Origin of the sequence: Sphingomonas mangrovi, from assembly GCF_047975845.1 — a bacterium.
Lineage (GTDB): Bacteria > Pseudomonadota > Alphaproteobacteria > Sphingomonadales > Sphingomonadaceae > Sphingomonas.
Genome location: NZ_JBIUCZ010000009.1, coordinates 37,210 through 52,789, shown reverse-complemented (window position 1 = coordinate 52,789; position 15,580 = coordinate 37,210). Strand labels below are relative to the sequence as shown.

At 68.7% G+C, this 15,580-nt stretch carries 12 protein-coding genes; 8 read left to right on the top strand and 4 right to left on the bottom strand.

The annotated features are described in order from the left end of the window. Window positions 1-54 precede the first annotated feature (54 nt). Both ACBY01_RS06575 and ACBY01_RS06570 read right to left on the bottom strand, forming a co-directional pair. Entirely contained in the window at window positions 55-2,331 is a 2,277-nt protein-coding gene (locus ACBY01_RS06575) for a nitric-oxide reductase large subunit (RefSeq protein ID WP_416459995.1), read from the bottom strand. Window positions 2,332-2,498: 167 nt separating this feature from the next. After that, entirely contained in the window at window positions 2,499-4,118 is a 1,620-nt protein-coding gene (locus ACBY01_RS06570; RefSeq protein ID WP_416459994.1) for an NAD(P)/FAD-dependent oxidoreductase, read from the bottom strand. Between the two features lie 115 nt (window positions 4,119-4,233). Between ACBY01_RS06570 and ACBY01_RS06565 the strand changes: the two genes are divergently transcribed. From ACBY01_RS06565 to ACBY01_RS06530, 8 genes are all read left to right on the top strand, one after another. Further along, window positions 4,234-4,911, top strand: coding sequence for an HAD family hydrolase (locus tag ACBY01_RS06565; protein WP_416459993.1), 678 nt, complete (start codon window positions 4,234-4,236; stop codon window positions 4,909-4,911). Window positions 4,912-5,179: 268 nt separating this feature from the next. Continuing rightward, window positions 5,180-8,164: a TonB-dependent receptor gene (locus ACBY01_RS06560; RefSeq protein WP_416459991.1), complete on the top strand. Its 2,985-nt coding sequence runs from the start codon at window positions 5,180-5,182 to the stop codon at window positions 8,162-8,164. Window positions 8,165-8,218: 54 nt separating this feature from the next. Then, window positions 8,219-9,211, top strand: a complete 993-nt coding sequence (locus tag ACBY01_RS06555; protein WP_416459990.1) for a phospholipase C/P1 nuclease family protein — start codon at window positions 8,219-8,221, stop codon at window positions 9,209-9,211. A gap of 93 nt (window positions 9,212-9,304) precedes the next feature. Further along, the gene (locus ACBY01_RS06550; protein WP_416459988.1) at window positions 9,305-10,531 is read left to right on the top strand and encodes a multidrug effflux MFS transporter; all 1,227 of its coding nucleotides are present in this window, start codon (window positions 9,305-9,307) and stop codon (window positions 10,529-10,531) included. Between the two features lie 90 nt (window positions 10,532-10,621). Beyond that, complete coding sequence (locus tag ACBY01_RS06545; RefSeq protein WP_416459986.1) at window positions 10,622-11,038, top strand: cupin domain-containing protein; 417 nt, start codon at window positions 10,622-10,624, stop codon at window positions 11,036-11,038. Then, complete coding sequence (locus tag ACBY01_RS06540) at window positions 11,035-12,006, top strand: SDR family oxidoreductase (RefSeq protein ID WP_416459985.1); 972 nt, start codon at window positions 11,035-11,037, stop codon at window positions 12,004-12,006. Before ACBY01_RS06545 ends, ACBY01_RS06540 begins: the two co-directional genes overlap by 4 nt. Next, the gene (locus ACBY01_RS06535; RefSeq protein ID WP_416459984.1) at window positions 12,003-12,347 is read left to right on the top strand and encodes a hypothetical protein; all 345 of its coding nucleotides are present in this window, start codon (window positions 12,003-12,005) and stop codon (window positions 12,345-12,347) included. Before ACBY01_RS06540 ends, ACBY01_RS06535 begins: the two co-directional genes overlap by 4 nt. A gap of 396 nt (window positions 12,348-12,743) precedes the next feature. Next, on the top strand, window positions 12,744-13,556 hold the full coding sequence (locus tag ACBY01_RS06530) for an SPFH domain-containing protein (RefSeq protein ID WP_416459983.1): 813 nt from the start codon (window positions 12,744-12,746) through the stop codon (window positions 13,554-13,556). A 56-nt stretch (window positions 13,557-13,612) separates the two neighbouring features. Here the strand turns inward: ACBY01_RS06530 and dnaN are convergent, their stop codons facing one another. Together dnaN and ACBY01_RS06520 are read right to left on the bottom strand one after the other, a co-directional pair. Further along, complete coding sequence (gene dnaN, locus ACBY01_RS06525; protein ID WP_416459982.1) at window positions 13,613-14,731, bottom strand: DNA polymerase III subunit beta; 1,119 nt, start codon at window positions 14,729-14,731, stop codon at window positions 13,613-13,615. A 185-nt stretch (window positions 14,732-14,916) separates the two neighbouring features. Then, the gene (locus ACBY01_RS06520; RefSeq protein WP_416459981.1) at window positions 14,917-15,573 is read right to left on the bottom strand and encodes an outer membrane protein; all 657 of its coding nucleotides are present in this window, start codon (window positions 15,571-15,573) and stop codon (window positions 14,917-14,919) included. Window positions 15,574-15,580: the final 7 nt, after the last annotated feature.

Sequence of the window (15,580 nt, the reverse complement as noted above, 5' to 3'; positions counted from 1 at the left end):
CGCAAGAAGAAGGAAGGCCGGCCCGCTTCCGTCACGAGCCGGCCCCGTGGTGCCTTATTCGGCAGGCACCAGTGCCGGCTCGTCGCCGGTGGCGCGGCGCGCACGCCCGCCGACCAGCAGTCGGGTGAGGAACCACCCCAGCAGCAGCGCGCCGCAGCTGAACACGATGTCGCCAGGCACGCGCATCCACACCAGCGTCTCCATGACCGGGCTGTGGATCACCTCGGGCGAGCGCGCGTACCAGAAGCCGTGGGTCACGCTCTGATAGGCCTGGTACAGGCCGGCGGGCACGAGGCTCAGGAACACCATCCCCGCCAGGCCCAGGTTGAGCGCGACGAAGGTCGGCCGCAGCAGCGTGTCCGACCAGGATGCGCCGCGGTAGCTGGTGCGCAGGCAGAACAGCATCAGCCCGATGCCGAGCAGGCCGTACACCCCGAACAGCGCGGCATGGCCGTGGCTGGCGGTGAGGTTGAGCCCCTGGACGTAGTAGAGCGAGATCGGCGGGTTGACCGCGAAGCCGAGCACGCCCGCGCCGACCAGGTTCCAGAAGGACACGCCCACGAAGAACAGGATCGGCCATTTGTAGGTCTGCACCCACGGCGCCGCCCGCGTCGCGCGATAGTTGTGCAGCGCCTCGACGCCGAGCAGTGCCAGCGGCACGACCTCCAGCGCGGAGAACATCGCACCCCAGGCGATGATCGGGGTGGTGGTGCCCGAGAAGTAGAGGTGGTGCAGCGTGCCGAGGATGCCGCCGGTCAGGAACACCGCGGTCGAGAAGACCACCGCCGTGTTCGCCGCCCGTGCGCGCACCAGCCCCAGCCCCGAGAAGATCAGCGCGATCACCGCGGTCGCGAACACCTCGAAGAAGCCCTCGACCCACAGGTGGACGACCCACCAGCGGAAATACTCGATCATCGAGAGCGGGCTGTGGCGGCCCCAGGTGAGCGCGGCGCCGAAGAACAGGCCGATGCAGACGGTGGACACGAACACCATGCCGATCAGCCCGCGGCTTTCGGACGCGGTCTTGAGCGCGGGCCACAGAGCGCGCCCGACCAGGGTCAGCCAGATCATCAGCCCGGCGAACAGCAGGATCGCCCAGAAGCGGCCCAGGTCGACGAACTCATAGCCCATGTGGCCGAACCAGAAGTTGGTGGCGTGGCCGAGCTTCTGCTGCACCGCCAGCCATTCGCCGACGAACGAGCCGACGACGACGACGAGCAGCGCCACCCACAGCACGTTGACGCCCAGCCGCTGGTACTTGGGCTCATGCCCCGACAGCATCGGCGCGACGTAGAGCCCGGTCGCCAGCCACGCGGTGGCGATCCAGAAGATCGCGAGCTGGGTGTGCCAGGTGCGGGTCAGCGAATAAGGGATGATGTCGGAGATGGCGATGCCATAGAAATCCTGGCCCTCGACCGCATAATGGGCGGTGATCGCGCCCATCAGGATCTGGCCCAGGAACAGCGCGACCACCGTCACGAAATATTTGGTGGTGGCACGCATCGACGGCGTCGCGCGCATCTTGAGCAGCGGATCGCCCGCGGGCGCCTCGACATGCTCGTCCTCGCCCTTGCGCGCCTGGTACCAGGTGAGCCAGCCGACGCCGGCGATCAGGAACAGCACGCTCGCGACAGACCACATGCCCAACGACGCCGACGGGGTGTTGCCGACCAGCGGATCGTGCGGCCAGTTGTTGGTGTAGCTGATCGTGTCGTCGGGACGGGTCGTGACGCTGGTCCACGCCGTCCAGAAGAAGAAGGCGCCGAGCTCGGCGCGGTCGGTGGGGTTCACCAGCGATCGTTCGGGGATCGCGTACTGGACGCGCAGCGGCCGCAGTTCCGGATCGCTGCTGAACAGCCGCGCATAATGGTCGGCGGTGCGTGCCATCGCCTGCGCGCGCGCGTCGGAGACGGTGATCGTCCGGGTCGCGGGATCGTAGCGGTTGGTGCGCAGCTCGGTCCGGAGACGCTCCTTCAGCCCGGCCTGATCCTCGGCCGACAGCTGGTCGAAGCGCGTGGCGCCGCGCTCGCCGGCCCAGATGTCGAGCAGCGCGAGCGACTCGCGGTGCAGCCAGTCGGCACCCCAATCGGGCGCCACATAGCCGCCATGGCCCCAGACCGACCCGAGCTGCATGCCGCCCAGCGTCTGCCACACCTCGCGACCGGTATCGATGTCGGCGCGGGTGTAGACGGTTTTGCCCGATTCCGTGACGATCGTCTCGGGCACCGGCGGTGCCTTGACGTAGATTTCCCGGCCGAGAAAGCCGAGGACTGCGAAGGACGCGACGAAGATCGCCCCCAGCCACAGCCATAGTCTCTTGGAAGATAACATTGGTCCCCCCTTCAGGTCCCAGTGGATTGAGGAGGACTCGTGCCTAGGCCCGGGCGGGGGCGACCGGAATTTGGGGGACCGACCTAGGGGCTGCACCGGAGTTGCCGCGGACGGCGAACAGGCGTTGGGGAACGTCCCCGCCTGCGCGTCGCCGCGACCGGGGCGTTTCAGCCGCCGGCGACGATGCTGTGCGCCACCGCCTCGGCGACCTTGATGCCGTCGACCGCCGCCGACAGGATGCCGCCGGCATAGCCCGCACCCTCGCCCGCGGGGAACAGCCCGACGGTGTTGACGCTCTGCAGGTCCTCGCCGCGCGGGAAGCGCACCGGGGAGGAGGTGCGGGTCTCGACCCCGGTCATCACCACGTCGGGATGGTCGTAGCCGCGGATCTGGCGGCCGAAGACCGGCAGCGCCTCGCGCATCGCCGCCACCGCGAAGTCGGGCAGGCACTCGGCCAGGTCGGTCGGCTGCACGCCGGGGCGATAGGACGGCACCACCGATCCGAGCGTGGTCGAGGGGCGCCTGGCGAGGAAATCGCCCAGCCGCTGCGCCGGCGCCTTGTAGTTCGATCCGCCGGCGACGAAGGCGCGTTCCTCCCAGTGGCGCTGGAGCGCGAGCCCGGCGAGCGGATCGCCGGGGAAATCGCGCGCCGGATCGATCGCGACGACGAAGCCCGAGTTCGCGTTACGCTCGTTGCGCGAATATTGGCTCATGCCGTTGGTCGCGACGCGGCCCTCCTCGGACGTGGCGGCCACCACCGTGCCGCCGGGGCACATGCAGAAGCTGTAGACGGTGCGCCCGTTCGAGCAGTGGTGCGAGATGTGGTATTCGGCGGCACCCAGGATGGGGTTGCCGGCATCCTGGCCGAACCGCGCGCGGTCGATCCACGACTGCGGATGCTCGATCCGCACGCCGATCGAGAAGGGCTTGGCCTCTGCCTGCACGCCGGCCTCGTGCAGCATCGCGAAGGTGTCGCGCGCGCTGTGCCCGACTGCGAGCACGACATGGTCGGCGGCGAGATAGCCGCCCCCGTTCAGATGCAGCCCGCGGATCCGCCGCTCGCCGCTGCCGTCGGTGGCGACGTCGAGCCCGTCGACGCGGGTCGAGAAGCGGTATTCGCCGCCCAGTTCCTCGATCGTCGCGCGCATGCTCTCGACCATCGTCACCAGCCGGAAGGTGCCGATATGGGGATGCGCCTCGGTGAGGATCTCGGGCGGGGCGCCGGCCTTCACGAACTCGGTCAGCACCTTGCGGTTGAGGTGGCGCGGGTCCTTGATGCGGCTGTAGAGCTTGCCGTCGGAAAAGGTGCCGGCGCCGCCCTCGCCGAACTGGACGTTGGATTCGGGGTCGAGGACGCTGCGCCGCCACAGCCCCCAGGTATCCTTGGTCCGCTCGCGCACCACCTTGCCGCGTTCGAGCACGATCGGGCGGAACCCCGCCTGGGCGAGGATCAGCGCGGCGAACAGCCCGCACGGCCCTGCGCCGATCACGACGGGGCGCGACGCGTCCGCCGGAGCGGTCGCGACGGCGCGATAGCGGGTGTCGGGGGTCTGCCCGACGTCGCGGTCGCGCCGGAACCGCGCGAGCACGGCGGATTCGTTCTTCACCGCGACGTCGAGCGAATAGACCAGCTCGATGCGGCTGTGGTCGCGCGCGTCGTGCCCGCGCCGCGCCACCGAATAGCGGATCAGGTCGCGCGGCGTGATGCGCAGCCGTTTGACGATCGCCGCCGGCAGCGCCTCGTCGGCGTGGTGGAGCGGCAGTTTCAGGTCGGTGATCCGGATCATGGCGGCGCTGTACATCGGGATCGCCGCGCTTGCTAACCGGCCGTGGCGTCGGAGGGGCCAATCGCGCCGCCATGCGTTGCACCCGGCATCCGCCCCAGCAAAAGGACCTTCGCCCTTGGCCATACGCGCCGTGCTCTTCGACATCGACGGAACGCTCGTCGACAGCAACGACCTGCATGTGATCGCGTGGGAGGAGGCGTTCGCGGGCGCCGACGTCCGCCTCGATCGCGACACCATCCGCGGCCACATCGGCAAGGGCGCGGACATGCTGATCCCGTCGCTGCTCCCCACCGCCGACGCCGACACCTGCCGCGCGCTCGGCGAGCGCTGCGGCGCGGTGTTCAAGGCGCGGTTCCTCGACCAGGTCGCGCCCTTCCCCGGCGCCCGCGACCTCCTCGCCCGCACCCGGGAGTCGGGCCGCGCGGTGGTGCTCGCGTCCTCCGCATCGGCGAGCGAGCTCGACCATTATCTCGACCTGCTCGACGCGCACGATCTCGTCTCGGCCACCACCAGCGCCGACGATGTGGAGAACACCAAGCCCGCCCCCGACATCTTTGCCGCCGCGCTCCGCAAGCTGGCCCCGCTGTCGGCCGACGAGGTGCTGGTGGTCGGCGACACGCCCTACGACGTCGAGGCGGCGGCCAAATGCGGCATCGCCACCGTCGCCGTCCGCTCGGGCGGCTTCCCCGATGCGGTGCTGCGCGACGCGGGCGCGGTCGCGATCTACGACGACGTCGCGGCGCTTCTGGCCGATTTCGACGAGTCCCCGATCGCCGGCGACGTTCGGGCCTGAGGCGCTTTTCTTGGCTCGACGGCGGGACTCACGATTTTTTGGACGGCGGCAGAACAGGCGGCGCGCGCTGCAAGCACAGACAAATTGCCGTAGCAACTCCAAAGCTTAGGGAAACATGACAAGTTTATTGCATCGTTCTTTGCATTAATATTACATTTGACAACTTGTTTTCCAATGGCGAGAGGCGCCGCGTCTTCGGGGCGGCGTCTTCTTGGATGACCCCCGCGACATCGGATCTGGCGGTGCGACCGCCACATGGGGGATTGTCATGTCGAAGGTTGAACACGGCGCCGTGTCGCGCCGCCTGAAGTGCTGCCTGCTCGCCACCGCCGGGCTCTACGCCGCCGCCGCCGGCAGCGCCCAAGCCCAGGAAGCGACGGCGCCCGAGGCGCCCGTGACCGCAGAGGAACCGGCAGGCGGGGACGACGCAATCGTCGTCACCGGCTACCGCCGCTCGATCGAGGAAAGCCTCGAGCAGAAGCGCTCGGCCAACGCCTTCGTCGACGTCATCACCGCCGAGGACATCGGCAAGTTCCCCGACAAGAACGTCGCCGACGCGCTCCAGCGCGTGCCCGGCGTGGTCATCACCCGCGACGGCGGCGAGGGCAGCCGGGTCAGCATCCGCGGGCTCCAGCCGGGCCTGACCCAGACGCTGCTCAACGGCAACTTCCTCGCCGGTGCCGACAGTGGCGATCCGCAGCGCTCGTTCAACTATGTGATGCTGCCGTCGAACTTCATCGCCAGCACCGAAGTCTACAAGTCGTCCGAGGCGCGGCTGGAGGAAGGCGGCGTCGGCGGCACCATCATCCTCAACACGCGCCGTCCGTTCGACGTGCCGTCGCTGTCCGGCTTCCTGTCGGCCGAGGGCACCTATGCCGACACCACGGAGAAGGTCGAACCGCAGGTCGGCGGCCAGATCTCGTGGAAGAACGACGAGGAGACGTTCGGCGTGCTCGTCGGCGGCGTCTACCAGAAGCGCACCAACCGCGAGATGCGCGCCACCGCCGGCACCTGGCGCTGGTGGAGCGACCGCGACGCGGCGGGCAAGGTCGTCACGCCCGCCACCGACGTGAACGGCAATCCGTACGACAACGACGCGGCCGTTTCCTACTGGACCGGCGGCGGCCAGAGCACGATCGATGGCACGCATTATTCGGGCTATTGGGCACCGCAATCGGTGCGCGCGGAGATCTTCAACCAGGAGCGCGAGCGCTACGGCATTCAGGCGACCGCGCAGATGCGTCCGTTCGACAATCTGACGGTCACCAGCAACTTCTTCCGCTTCGAATACAGCAGCGACTTTATCCACAACCAGCTGACCATCCCCGAATGGGGCTATGGCAAGTTCTTTAGCGACGCGATCTTCGACGAGAGCGGCACGGTGATGCGCTCGGCGACCTTCACGGTGCCGACAGCAGGCACCGGCTGCCTCGCCAACACGCCGCCCTGCACGATGGAGACGCCGCGCCTCACCGGCCAGTACAGCCGCGAAAAGCAGCGCTCGACCACCTTCGAAACCGAGGCGCGCTACGAGCAGGACCGCTTCGCCGCCGTCGTGAAGGTCGGCAAGACCAAGGCCGTGGGCGGCCCGTCGATGCGCTTCAACGTCGCCGCCAAGCCGCGCCTGACCATCCCCGGCCAGGAGCGCAACGGCAACTTCCTGAGCAAGTGGGACTTCACCCGCGGCGGGCTGAACGTCGAGTTCTCGCCGGAGCTTCAGGACAACATCCGGAACGGCATCGCCCAGATCGACGTCGGCGGCACCAACTCCAGCTTCACCAACAGCGAGATCGGCCAGCGCTACGTCCAGCTCGACCTGACGCGCAGCTTCGACGACAGCCTGCTCACGTCGATCCAGTTCGGCGGCAAGTGGCGCGAGCTGGCGGTGCACCGCGAGACCGGACGCAACGAATGGTATGCCGATCCGGCGACGCTGCGCCGCTATCAGGACACACCGGGCGGCGCGGTCGCCCGGCCGGAGTTCTTCTACGACCAGCCGATGGGCAACATCGGCGGCGGCTTCGACGCGAACCTGTTCCCCGGCATCGATTTCGAACGCTACCTCGACTACATCAACACGACCTACGGTCCTTCGGTGCGCGTCGACGAGCCGAATAACGTCTACGACATCCGCGAGCGGGTCTGGGCCGGCTACGCCCAGCTCAACTTCGAGAGCGGCGGGTTCCGCGGCAACCTGGGCCTGCGCGTGGTCAGCACCAAGCAGTCGGGCGTCACCTCGGACCGGCTTCAGTTCCTCAACGACTATTGCGTCGACGGGCCCGGCGGCGCGTTCGATCCCAAGCGGCCGATCGGCCCGGACGGCAATTGCCAGGTGCGCCCGCTCAACGAGCGCGAGACGATCGTCAACATCCGCCTCGACGAGGAGAAGCAGTACACCAACTGGCTCCCCAGCCTGAACGCCTCCTACGAGATCACCCCCGACCTGCTGCTGCGCGGCGCGGTCGCCAAGGTGATCGCACGCCCGTCGATCTCCGACCTCGGCCGCGCGCGCTCGCTGACCTATCGCTCGGCGGCCTATGCGTTCGATCGCGACCAGTTCGGCGAGTTCGAAGGCTGGTCGGGCAGCGGCGGCAACGGCGAGCTCAACCCCTTCTCCGCCTGGCAGTACGACCTCGGCCTCGAATGGTATATCCAGCGCGGGTCGGTGATCGGCGCGACGCTGTTCCGCAAGGACGTGTCCGACTTCATCGTGCCGCTGGTGCTCGACGTGACGCGCGAGGTGAACGGCAAGCAGGAGCTGATCCAGCCCTATTCCACCATCGCCAACGGATCGAGCGCGGTGTCGCAGGGCGTCGAGCTCTACGCCCAGCACACGCTGCCCTTCGGGCTCGGGGCGCAGGTGAACTTCACCTACAACGACACCTCGACCGCGACGATCACCCTCGATGGCGAGAAGGTCGGCAGCTCCGCGCTGGTCGGCAGCGCCAAGACGCAGGTCAACGCCTCGATCTTCTACGAGAACGACCGGCTGCTGCTGCGCGGCTCGTACAACCGCCGCGGCGAAGTGGTCGGCGGGCTGGAATCGGGGATGAACGTCTACACCGATCCCTATGAGCAGATCGACCTCAACGCCTCCTATGAACTGATGGAGGGGCTGATGCTGACCGCGTCGGTGATCAACCTCACCAAGTCGGAGGAGCGCCGCCACGTCGGCAACGACACCAAGGATCGCTTCTCCTACGGCGGCTACACCGGGCGCCGCGCCTATGTCGGCGTGTCGTTCAACTTCTGATCGATCGGGCTCCGGCGGCCGCGCCGCCGGAGCCCCTTCTCCCCAAGCAAATCGATGATGATGCGCACGACGATGCTGCTGGGCCTCTCCCTGCTGGCGCTGGCAATTCCGCAGCCGGCGTTCGCCTGGGGGCAGCGCGGGCATGAGGCGATCGATCGCGCCGCGCTGGCGACGCTCCCCGCCGACGGCCCCCGCTTCCTCCAGCGCTACGCCGACTATATCGGCGAATCCGCGACGATGCCCGACGGCTGGCGCGGCTCGTCCGAGCCCTTCTCCAAGATCGAGGAGGACCCGAACCACACCTGGTTCGTCGAGCGGCTCGCCTTCCTGAACCCCGTGCCGCGCTCGCGCTACGCCTTCGTCCTGGCGCTCTACCGCGAGCATCTGCGCGTCGCGAAGCGCGATGCCAAGGCGGCGGAGCGGCTCAACGTGCGCTGGACGGGCACGCTGCCCTTCGCGGTGATGGAAGGCTATGGCCGGCTGGTCGCGGGCATGCGGACGCTGCGCGCGAAACAGGCCCGCGGCGAACCGACCGCGCATGTCGAGCAGAGCCTCGCCTTCGACGTCGCGCGCATGGCGCACTACATCGGCGACGGCGCGCAGCCCCACCACGCCAGCATCCATTGCGAAGGCTGGTTCGGCGCGAATCCCAAGGGCTATGCCCGGGACGGATCGATCCACGGCCGCTTCGAATCGGACTATGTCGAGGCGATCGGGCTGACGCCGGCCGACCTGATCGGCCGCATCGGCGCGCCGGAGCATCAGAGCGGCGACCTGTTCGACGCCGTGCTCGACTTCCTCGGGAGCAGCGCGCGCGACGTCGAGACGATCTTCGTCCTCGACAAGCGGGGCGCCCTCGCCGACCCCGCCGACGTCGAGGGCCGCGCCTTCGTCCACAAGCGCGCCGCCGCGGGTGCGGCGATGCTGCGCGACCTGCTGACGCGCGCGTGGAAGGAAAGCGCCGCGCCGGGCAAGGGCGAGCGGCGCCCGCAGGATCCGTCGCACCCCGCCTTCGATCCCGAAACCGGCACCGCGCCGGCTGCGTGAGGGGGCCCCGCGATGCGGCGGATGACGCTACGTCTTTGCCGCGACGGGCGCTGTCGGCTTGTGATGCGGGCACGGGTCGCCGATAGGCGGGGCATGACCGCTCATCCCGCACCCTCCGGCATGCACCCGCGCGAGTTCGTCGCGTTCATCGCCGCCGTGATGGCGGTGAACGCGCTCGGCGTCGACCTGATGCTGCCGGCGCTGGCCGACATCGGCCGCGAGCTGCGCGTGGTCGAGGCGAACCACCGCCAATGGGTGGTGACCGTCTACATGCTCGGCTTCGCGACCGGCCAGCTGGTCTACGGTCCGCTCGCCGATCGCTTCGGTCGCCGGCCGGTGCTGATCGGCACGCTCGCCGGATTCGTCGCCGCCAGCATCTTCGCGGCGAGCGCCGCCACCTTCGCCGCGCTGCTCGGCGCGCGGCTGCTGCAGGGGCTGATGTCGGCCTCGACCCGGGTGCTGGCGGTGGCGATCGTCCGCGACGGCGCCTCCGGCCGGCAGATGGCGCGCACCATGTCGGTGGCACAGATGATCTTCTTCATCGTCCCCATCCTGGCGCCGACGCTGGGCCAGGCGCTGCTCGCCTTCGGGCCGTGGCGGTTCATCTTCTACGCGCTGGGCGGCTTCGCCAGCATCGTGCTCGCCTGGACGCTGGTCCGCGTGCCCGAGACGCTTCCCGTCGCGCGACGCCGGCCGATCTCGCTCGCGACGCTGCGGCAGAGCTATGGCCTCACGCTCACCAACCGCTATTCGATCGGCTATGCGGTGGCGGCATCGATGACCTTCGGCGGCATCATCGCCTTCGTCTCGTCCGCGCAGCAGATCTTCGTCGACGAATTCGGCGCCGGTGATCGCTTCACGCTGCTGTTCGCGATCTGCGCCGGGGCGATGGGACTGGCCTCGTTCGCGAACAGCCGGCTGGTCGAGCGGCTGGGGACGCGGCTGATCTCGCAATCGGCGGTGCTCGCATTGATCGCGCTGTCGGTCGTCCACCTGGCGATCATCCTGGCCGGGCGGGAGACGCTGGCGAGCTACATCGTCTTCCAGGCGCTGAGCATGACCTGCATCGGCCTGTGCGGCTCCAACTTCGGCGCGATGGCGATGGAGCCGGTCGGGCACATCGCGGGCACCGCCTCGTCGGTGCAGGGCTTCGTCACCAGCATCGGCGCGGTGCTGGTCGGCTCGGCGATCGGCCAGTCCTATGCCGGAACCACGCTGCCGCTGGCGATCGGCTATCTGGGCATCGGCATCGGCGCGCTCGTCCTCGTCTACGTCATCGAGGGCGGCCAGCTGTTCCGCGCGCGCATGGGGCCCGCCTAGCCCCGCGCGGTCGCCGCAAAGCGCAGCCGAAGCGGAACGCCTGCCGCCCTTCGTTCGTCCGGGTTCCAGCAATGGCGGCAGGAGCAGGACGTGGCGATCTTCAACAAGGACATGGTCGAACTGGCGGGCAAGAACACGCTCTGGCAGAAGGAGGTCTATCGCGACCCCAAGGTCCAGATCGTGCTGATGAGCATCCCCGCCGGCGAGGAGATCGGCCTGGAGACGCACCCGGCGGACCAGACCACCTTCATCGTCTCGGGCGAGGCGCGGGTCGTGGTGGACGGCCATTCGACCAAGGCCGGTCCCAACCACCTCGTCGTGGTGCCCAAAGGCGCCGAGCACAACATCGTCAACAAGGGAACCGGCGCGCTCAAGCTCTTCTCGGTTTATGCGCCCCCCGCCGAACCCGAAGGCGCGGCCTTCAAGACCAAGGCCGAGGCCGAGGAGGCCGAAAAGGGGCTGCTTGCCAAGGCGGCGGACAAGGTGAAGGAGGCGATCGGCCGATGACCCGCCGTGCCCTGCGCGTCGTCGTCACCGGCGCTTCGAGCGGCATCGGCGCCGCGACCGCCATCGCCTTCGCCCGGCAGGGCGCCCGGCTGGTGCTGGGCGCCCGCGGCGAGGCGGGTTTGGAGGACACCGCCCAGCGCTGCCGCGGCGCCGGCGGCAGCGCCGAGGTGCTGGCGGTCGACGTCACCGACGCGGCCGCGGTCGCCGACTTCGCCGCGACGGCCCGCGACCGGCTCGGCGGGATCGACCTGTGGTTCAGCTGCGTCGGTGCCGGGGTGGTCGGCAAATATGCCGACGTGCCGATCGCCGACCACCGGCGCGTGATCGAGACCAACCTCGTCAGCCACATGAACGAGGCGCATGCGGTGCTGCCGATCTTCCTGGCGCAGGACCGCGGCACCTGGGTCAACATGATCTCGGTCGGCGGCTTCTTCGCGACGCCGTTCGCCGCCGCCTATGCGGCGAGCAAGTTCGGCTTGCGCGGGTTCAGCGAGGCGCTGCGCGGCGAGCTGTCGAAGAAGCCGGGCATCCACGTCTGCGACGTCTACCCGACCTTCGTCGACACGCCCGGCATCGACCATGCCGGCAACTACACCGGCGCGCGGCTGTCGCTGCCGCCGGGGTCGCTCGCCCCGGAAACGGTGGCGAAGGCGGTGGTGCGGCTCGCCCGCCGGCCGCGCCCCACGACCGTGCTCGGCGCCCCGGCGCTCGCGCTCAAGCTCGGCCAGTTCGCCGTACCCAACCTGGGCGCCGCGATGATGAACGGCTTCATGGAGCGCTGGTCGGCCAAGGCCGATCCCGGCGAGGATACCCGCGGCACGCTGTTCGACCCGCCCGCGGCGCCCAGCGGCACCGACGGCGGCCGGCGCCATCCCGAACAGCGCCGCGCCGCAGCCGCCACGGCGGCCGGTGCCGCCGCGATCGGGGTCGCGGCGCTCGGCGCGTGGCTCTGGCGGCGGAGGCGGTGAGCGCACCGCCGATCACGCCGGACGGGCGCTACCTCGTCGTGCGCGGCCGGCTGTGGCGCCGTGCCAACCCCGCGCTCCCCGAAGCGGAGCGGCAGGCGCTGGTCGACCGGCTGATGGACGCCCGCCGCGCGGTCGGGCGCGCGCAAAAGGACGACGATGCCGCCGCAGTCTCGGCAGCCCGCGCGCAGGTCGACGCGGCGAAGGTCGCGCTGGGCGAGCGCGGCCCGGTTTGGTGGGACGACGGCAGCGGCGACCTGAACCGCCGCCTCGTCCGCAACACGCCATATGCCGAATGGTACCGGACCTGCGGGGACGCGATGGGCGAGACGCTTACGCGATGATGCGAGATTGCACCCGACAAAACCAAGTGAAACGTTCGCCGGCCAACGGCGAGATATCAGATGGTCAGCGCCAAATCTCGTTTCACCGCGACACCCTCCGTCGCGTTGCTCGGAGTCGTTGCCGAAGATCAGCCAGATCGAAGGAGGTGCTTGACACGCAGGCTGGGCGGGCCCGACATGGTTGCGGGGTTCGACTCCCCATCAGGGGCATCTTCTCGAACGCGACACTGAAAGGTGCGGTCAGCACAGATGAGAACTGCCCTAGCTGTCGGGAGCAAGTGCCTGCGAAGCACTCCAACTAAAGCTTTCCGGCGCCAGCCCTCGGGCAACCGTGTCGTGGCTCTGCGAGCTTCGGGCTCCCGCCGCGGCGCCGTGGCGCCGGAAAGTGAGTGATCGATGGCCGAAACGCTTCTTCTGTTCGCAATTCTCGTGGCGGTCGCGACGGCGACTCTCTGGTTGGGGCGTGCCGTCACGATAATCTATCCGCCGATGGTGGGACTGCTCTACCGAGACGGGCGGCTCCAACGAGAGTTGCCACCCGGCCGCCACACGCGGTTCGATCCGTTGAACCGCACCAGGGTAGTCGAGGTCTCGATGGTCGAACGGCCGATCAACCTGCCGGAGGTGACGGTCCTCTCGAAGGATCAGTTCGCCTTCCGCCTTTCGCTGTCGCCGATCCTCACGGTGACGGATGCTCGCGCCTACACGGAATCTCAGGCGACCTTCGACGTGGATCCGTTGAATCGGCTTTTCGCAGCGTCCGGGATTCACCCGGCGGTACAGCCGTCTCTTTCGGCGGCAGCGCTGGACGCCTCAGGTTCGCGCACCCTGGCGGAGATTCTGGGCTCTCCCGCGGCTCTGACGGCGGACATCCATGCGCGGATCGAGAACGCCGTGCCCGGTGCCGTTTTCGTCAAGGTGTTGCTGACCGCCGTGAACCTGCCGCCGGAAACCCGGAAGATGTTCACCGACGTCGAGCGCTCGAAAATGGAGGCGCAGAGTGCGGTCGAACGGGCGCGGGGGGAGCAGGCCGCGCTTCGCGTGCTGAGCAACGCTGCCCGGCTCGTCAGCGACAATCCTGCGTTGGCCAACCTGCGACTCCTGCAGGCGATAGAAGCAACGAAAGGATCGACGACCATCATCCTCGGCGACAGCGTCGTCGCGCCAGCCGGACTTGCGACGAAGCGGACGCCTCCCGCCGCAAGCTAGACCGTCCACGATCCGCTTCCGCCTTAGCCGCCGGACCGTTCCCGGTCCGGCGTCCGTCACACCCGCATCGGCATCAGCACGTAAAGCGCGGGCGACTTGTCGTTCTCGCGGATCAGCGTCGGTGCGGCGGCGTCGGCCAGATGCACTTCGCAAAGGTCGCCCTCGATCTGGCCCAGGATGTCGAGCAGGTAGCGGCTGTTGAAGCCGATCTCGAACGGCAGCGAGCTGTAGTCGCCGGGCACTTCCTCGGCCGCCGCGCCGTTCTCCGGGCTGGTCACCGACAGGGTGATCTTGTCGCGATCGACCGCCATCTTGACCGCACGGGTCTTTTCGGTGGCGATGGTGGAGACGCGGTCGACGCCCTCCATGAAGCTCTTGGGATCGAGCTTGAGCAGCTTGTCGTTCGCGGTCGGGATGACGCGCGAATAATCGGGGAAGGTGCCGTCGATCAGCTTTGAGGTCAGGATCGCCTGGCCCAGGTCGAAGCGGATCTTCGAGCCCGAGAGCGAGACGCCGACCGAGCCGTCGACCTCGTCGAGCAGCTTGCGCAGCTCGCCCACGCATTTGCGCGGCACGATCACGTCGGGCATCTTCTCGGCACCCTCGGGGCGCGGCAGCGTCACGCGCGCCAGCCGGTGGCCGTCGGTCGCCGCCGCCTTGAGCACCGGCTCGCCGTTCGAATCCTCCGCCACGTGCAGGAAGATGCCGTTCAGATAGTAGCGCGTCTCCTCGGTCGAGATCGCGAAGCGCGTCTTGTCGATGATCTGCTTGAGCATCTCCGCCGGCAGCTCGAACTGGGTCGGCAGCTCGCCCTCGGCGATCACCGGGAAGTCGTCGCGCGGCAGCGTCGCCAGGTTGAAGCGCGCGCGCCCCGCCACGATCGTCAGCCGCCCTTCGGAGGCCGACAGCTGCACCTGCGCCCCCTCGGGAAGCTTGCGCGCGATGTCGAACAGCGTGTGCGCCGACACCGTGATCGCGCCAGGCTGGTCGACCGCCGCCGCCACCGTCTCGTCGATCTGCAGGTCGAGGTCGGTCGCCATCAGCCGCATCGAGCCGCTCTCGGCCGCCTCGATCAGCACGTTCGACAGGATGGGAATCGTGTTCCGCCGCTCGACGACGGACTGGACGTGGCTCAGCCCCTTCAACAGGGTCGCGCGTTCGATCGTCGCCTTCATCTTCTCAAACCCCCGGGCGCCCGCCCTCGTCCTGGCCACCCGAAGGGGTGGGATTGGTCCATCGCGCCACCTCTAGCGCGCAAAAAAGGGCCGGAGCAAGCTGCTCCGACCCTCCTTGTTCCGATTGATCGCGTGGGCGACGGGCGCGACGGGCATCCCGCCGACGCTATCCGGCGGAAGAACGCTTAGAAGCGCATGCCCACGCCGACGGCGACCTGGTGACGATCGGTGTCGACGTCGAAGCTGCCGCTGTCCGTGCCGTCGCCGAAGCGGAAGTCGGCGCTGGAATAGTTGGAGTAGCGATACTCGAGCTTGGCATAGGTGTTGGTGCCGATCGCCTGCTCGACGCCCGCACCGATGCGGTAGCCGTCCAGCTCGTAGTTCTGGTCGACGTCGACGTCGCCGTCATAGCCCACCACGTTGAGCTTGGCGTTGGTGTAGCCGCCCTTGGCGTAGACCAGCGTCGACGGGGTCGCCATCACGCCCGCGCGGACACCCAGATAGATGTCGCGGCCGGGGCTGACGCGGCCATAGCCGAAGTAGTTCGGGTCGCTGCGGTTGGCCTTCACCTTGCCGGTCGAGTCGGTCAGCTCGGCCTCGACGCCCACCAGCGCGCCGCCCAGGGCGACGTCGTAGCCGGCATCGACACCGTAGAGGAAGCCGTCGACCGTCTGGTTGTCGCCGTCGATGTCCGAATCCTCGCTGCTGCCGGGACGGACGCCGTCATAGCCGCCGACGATGCCGACGCGCGGGCCGGTGAAGGTCGGGTTGACGTCCTGCGCGAACGCCGGGGCGGCGAAGGCGGTGGAAGCGGCCAGCAGGCCGAGAGCGGCATAACGCATAACAAAC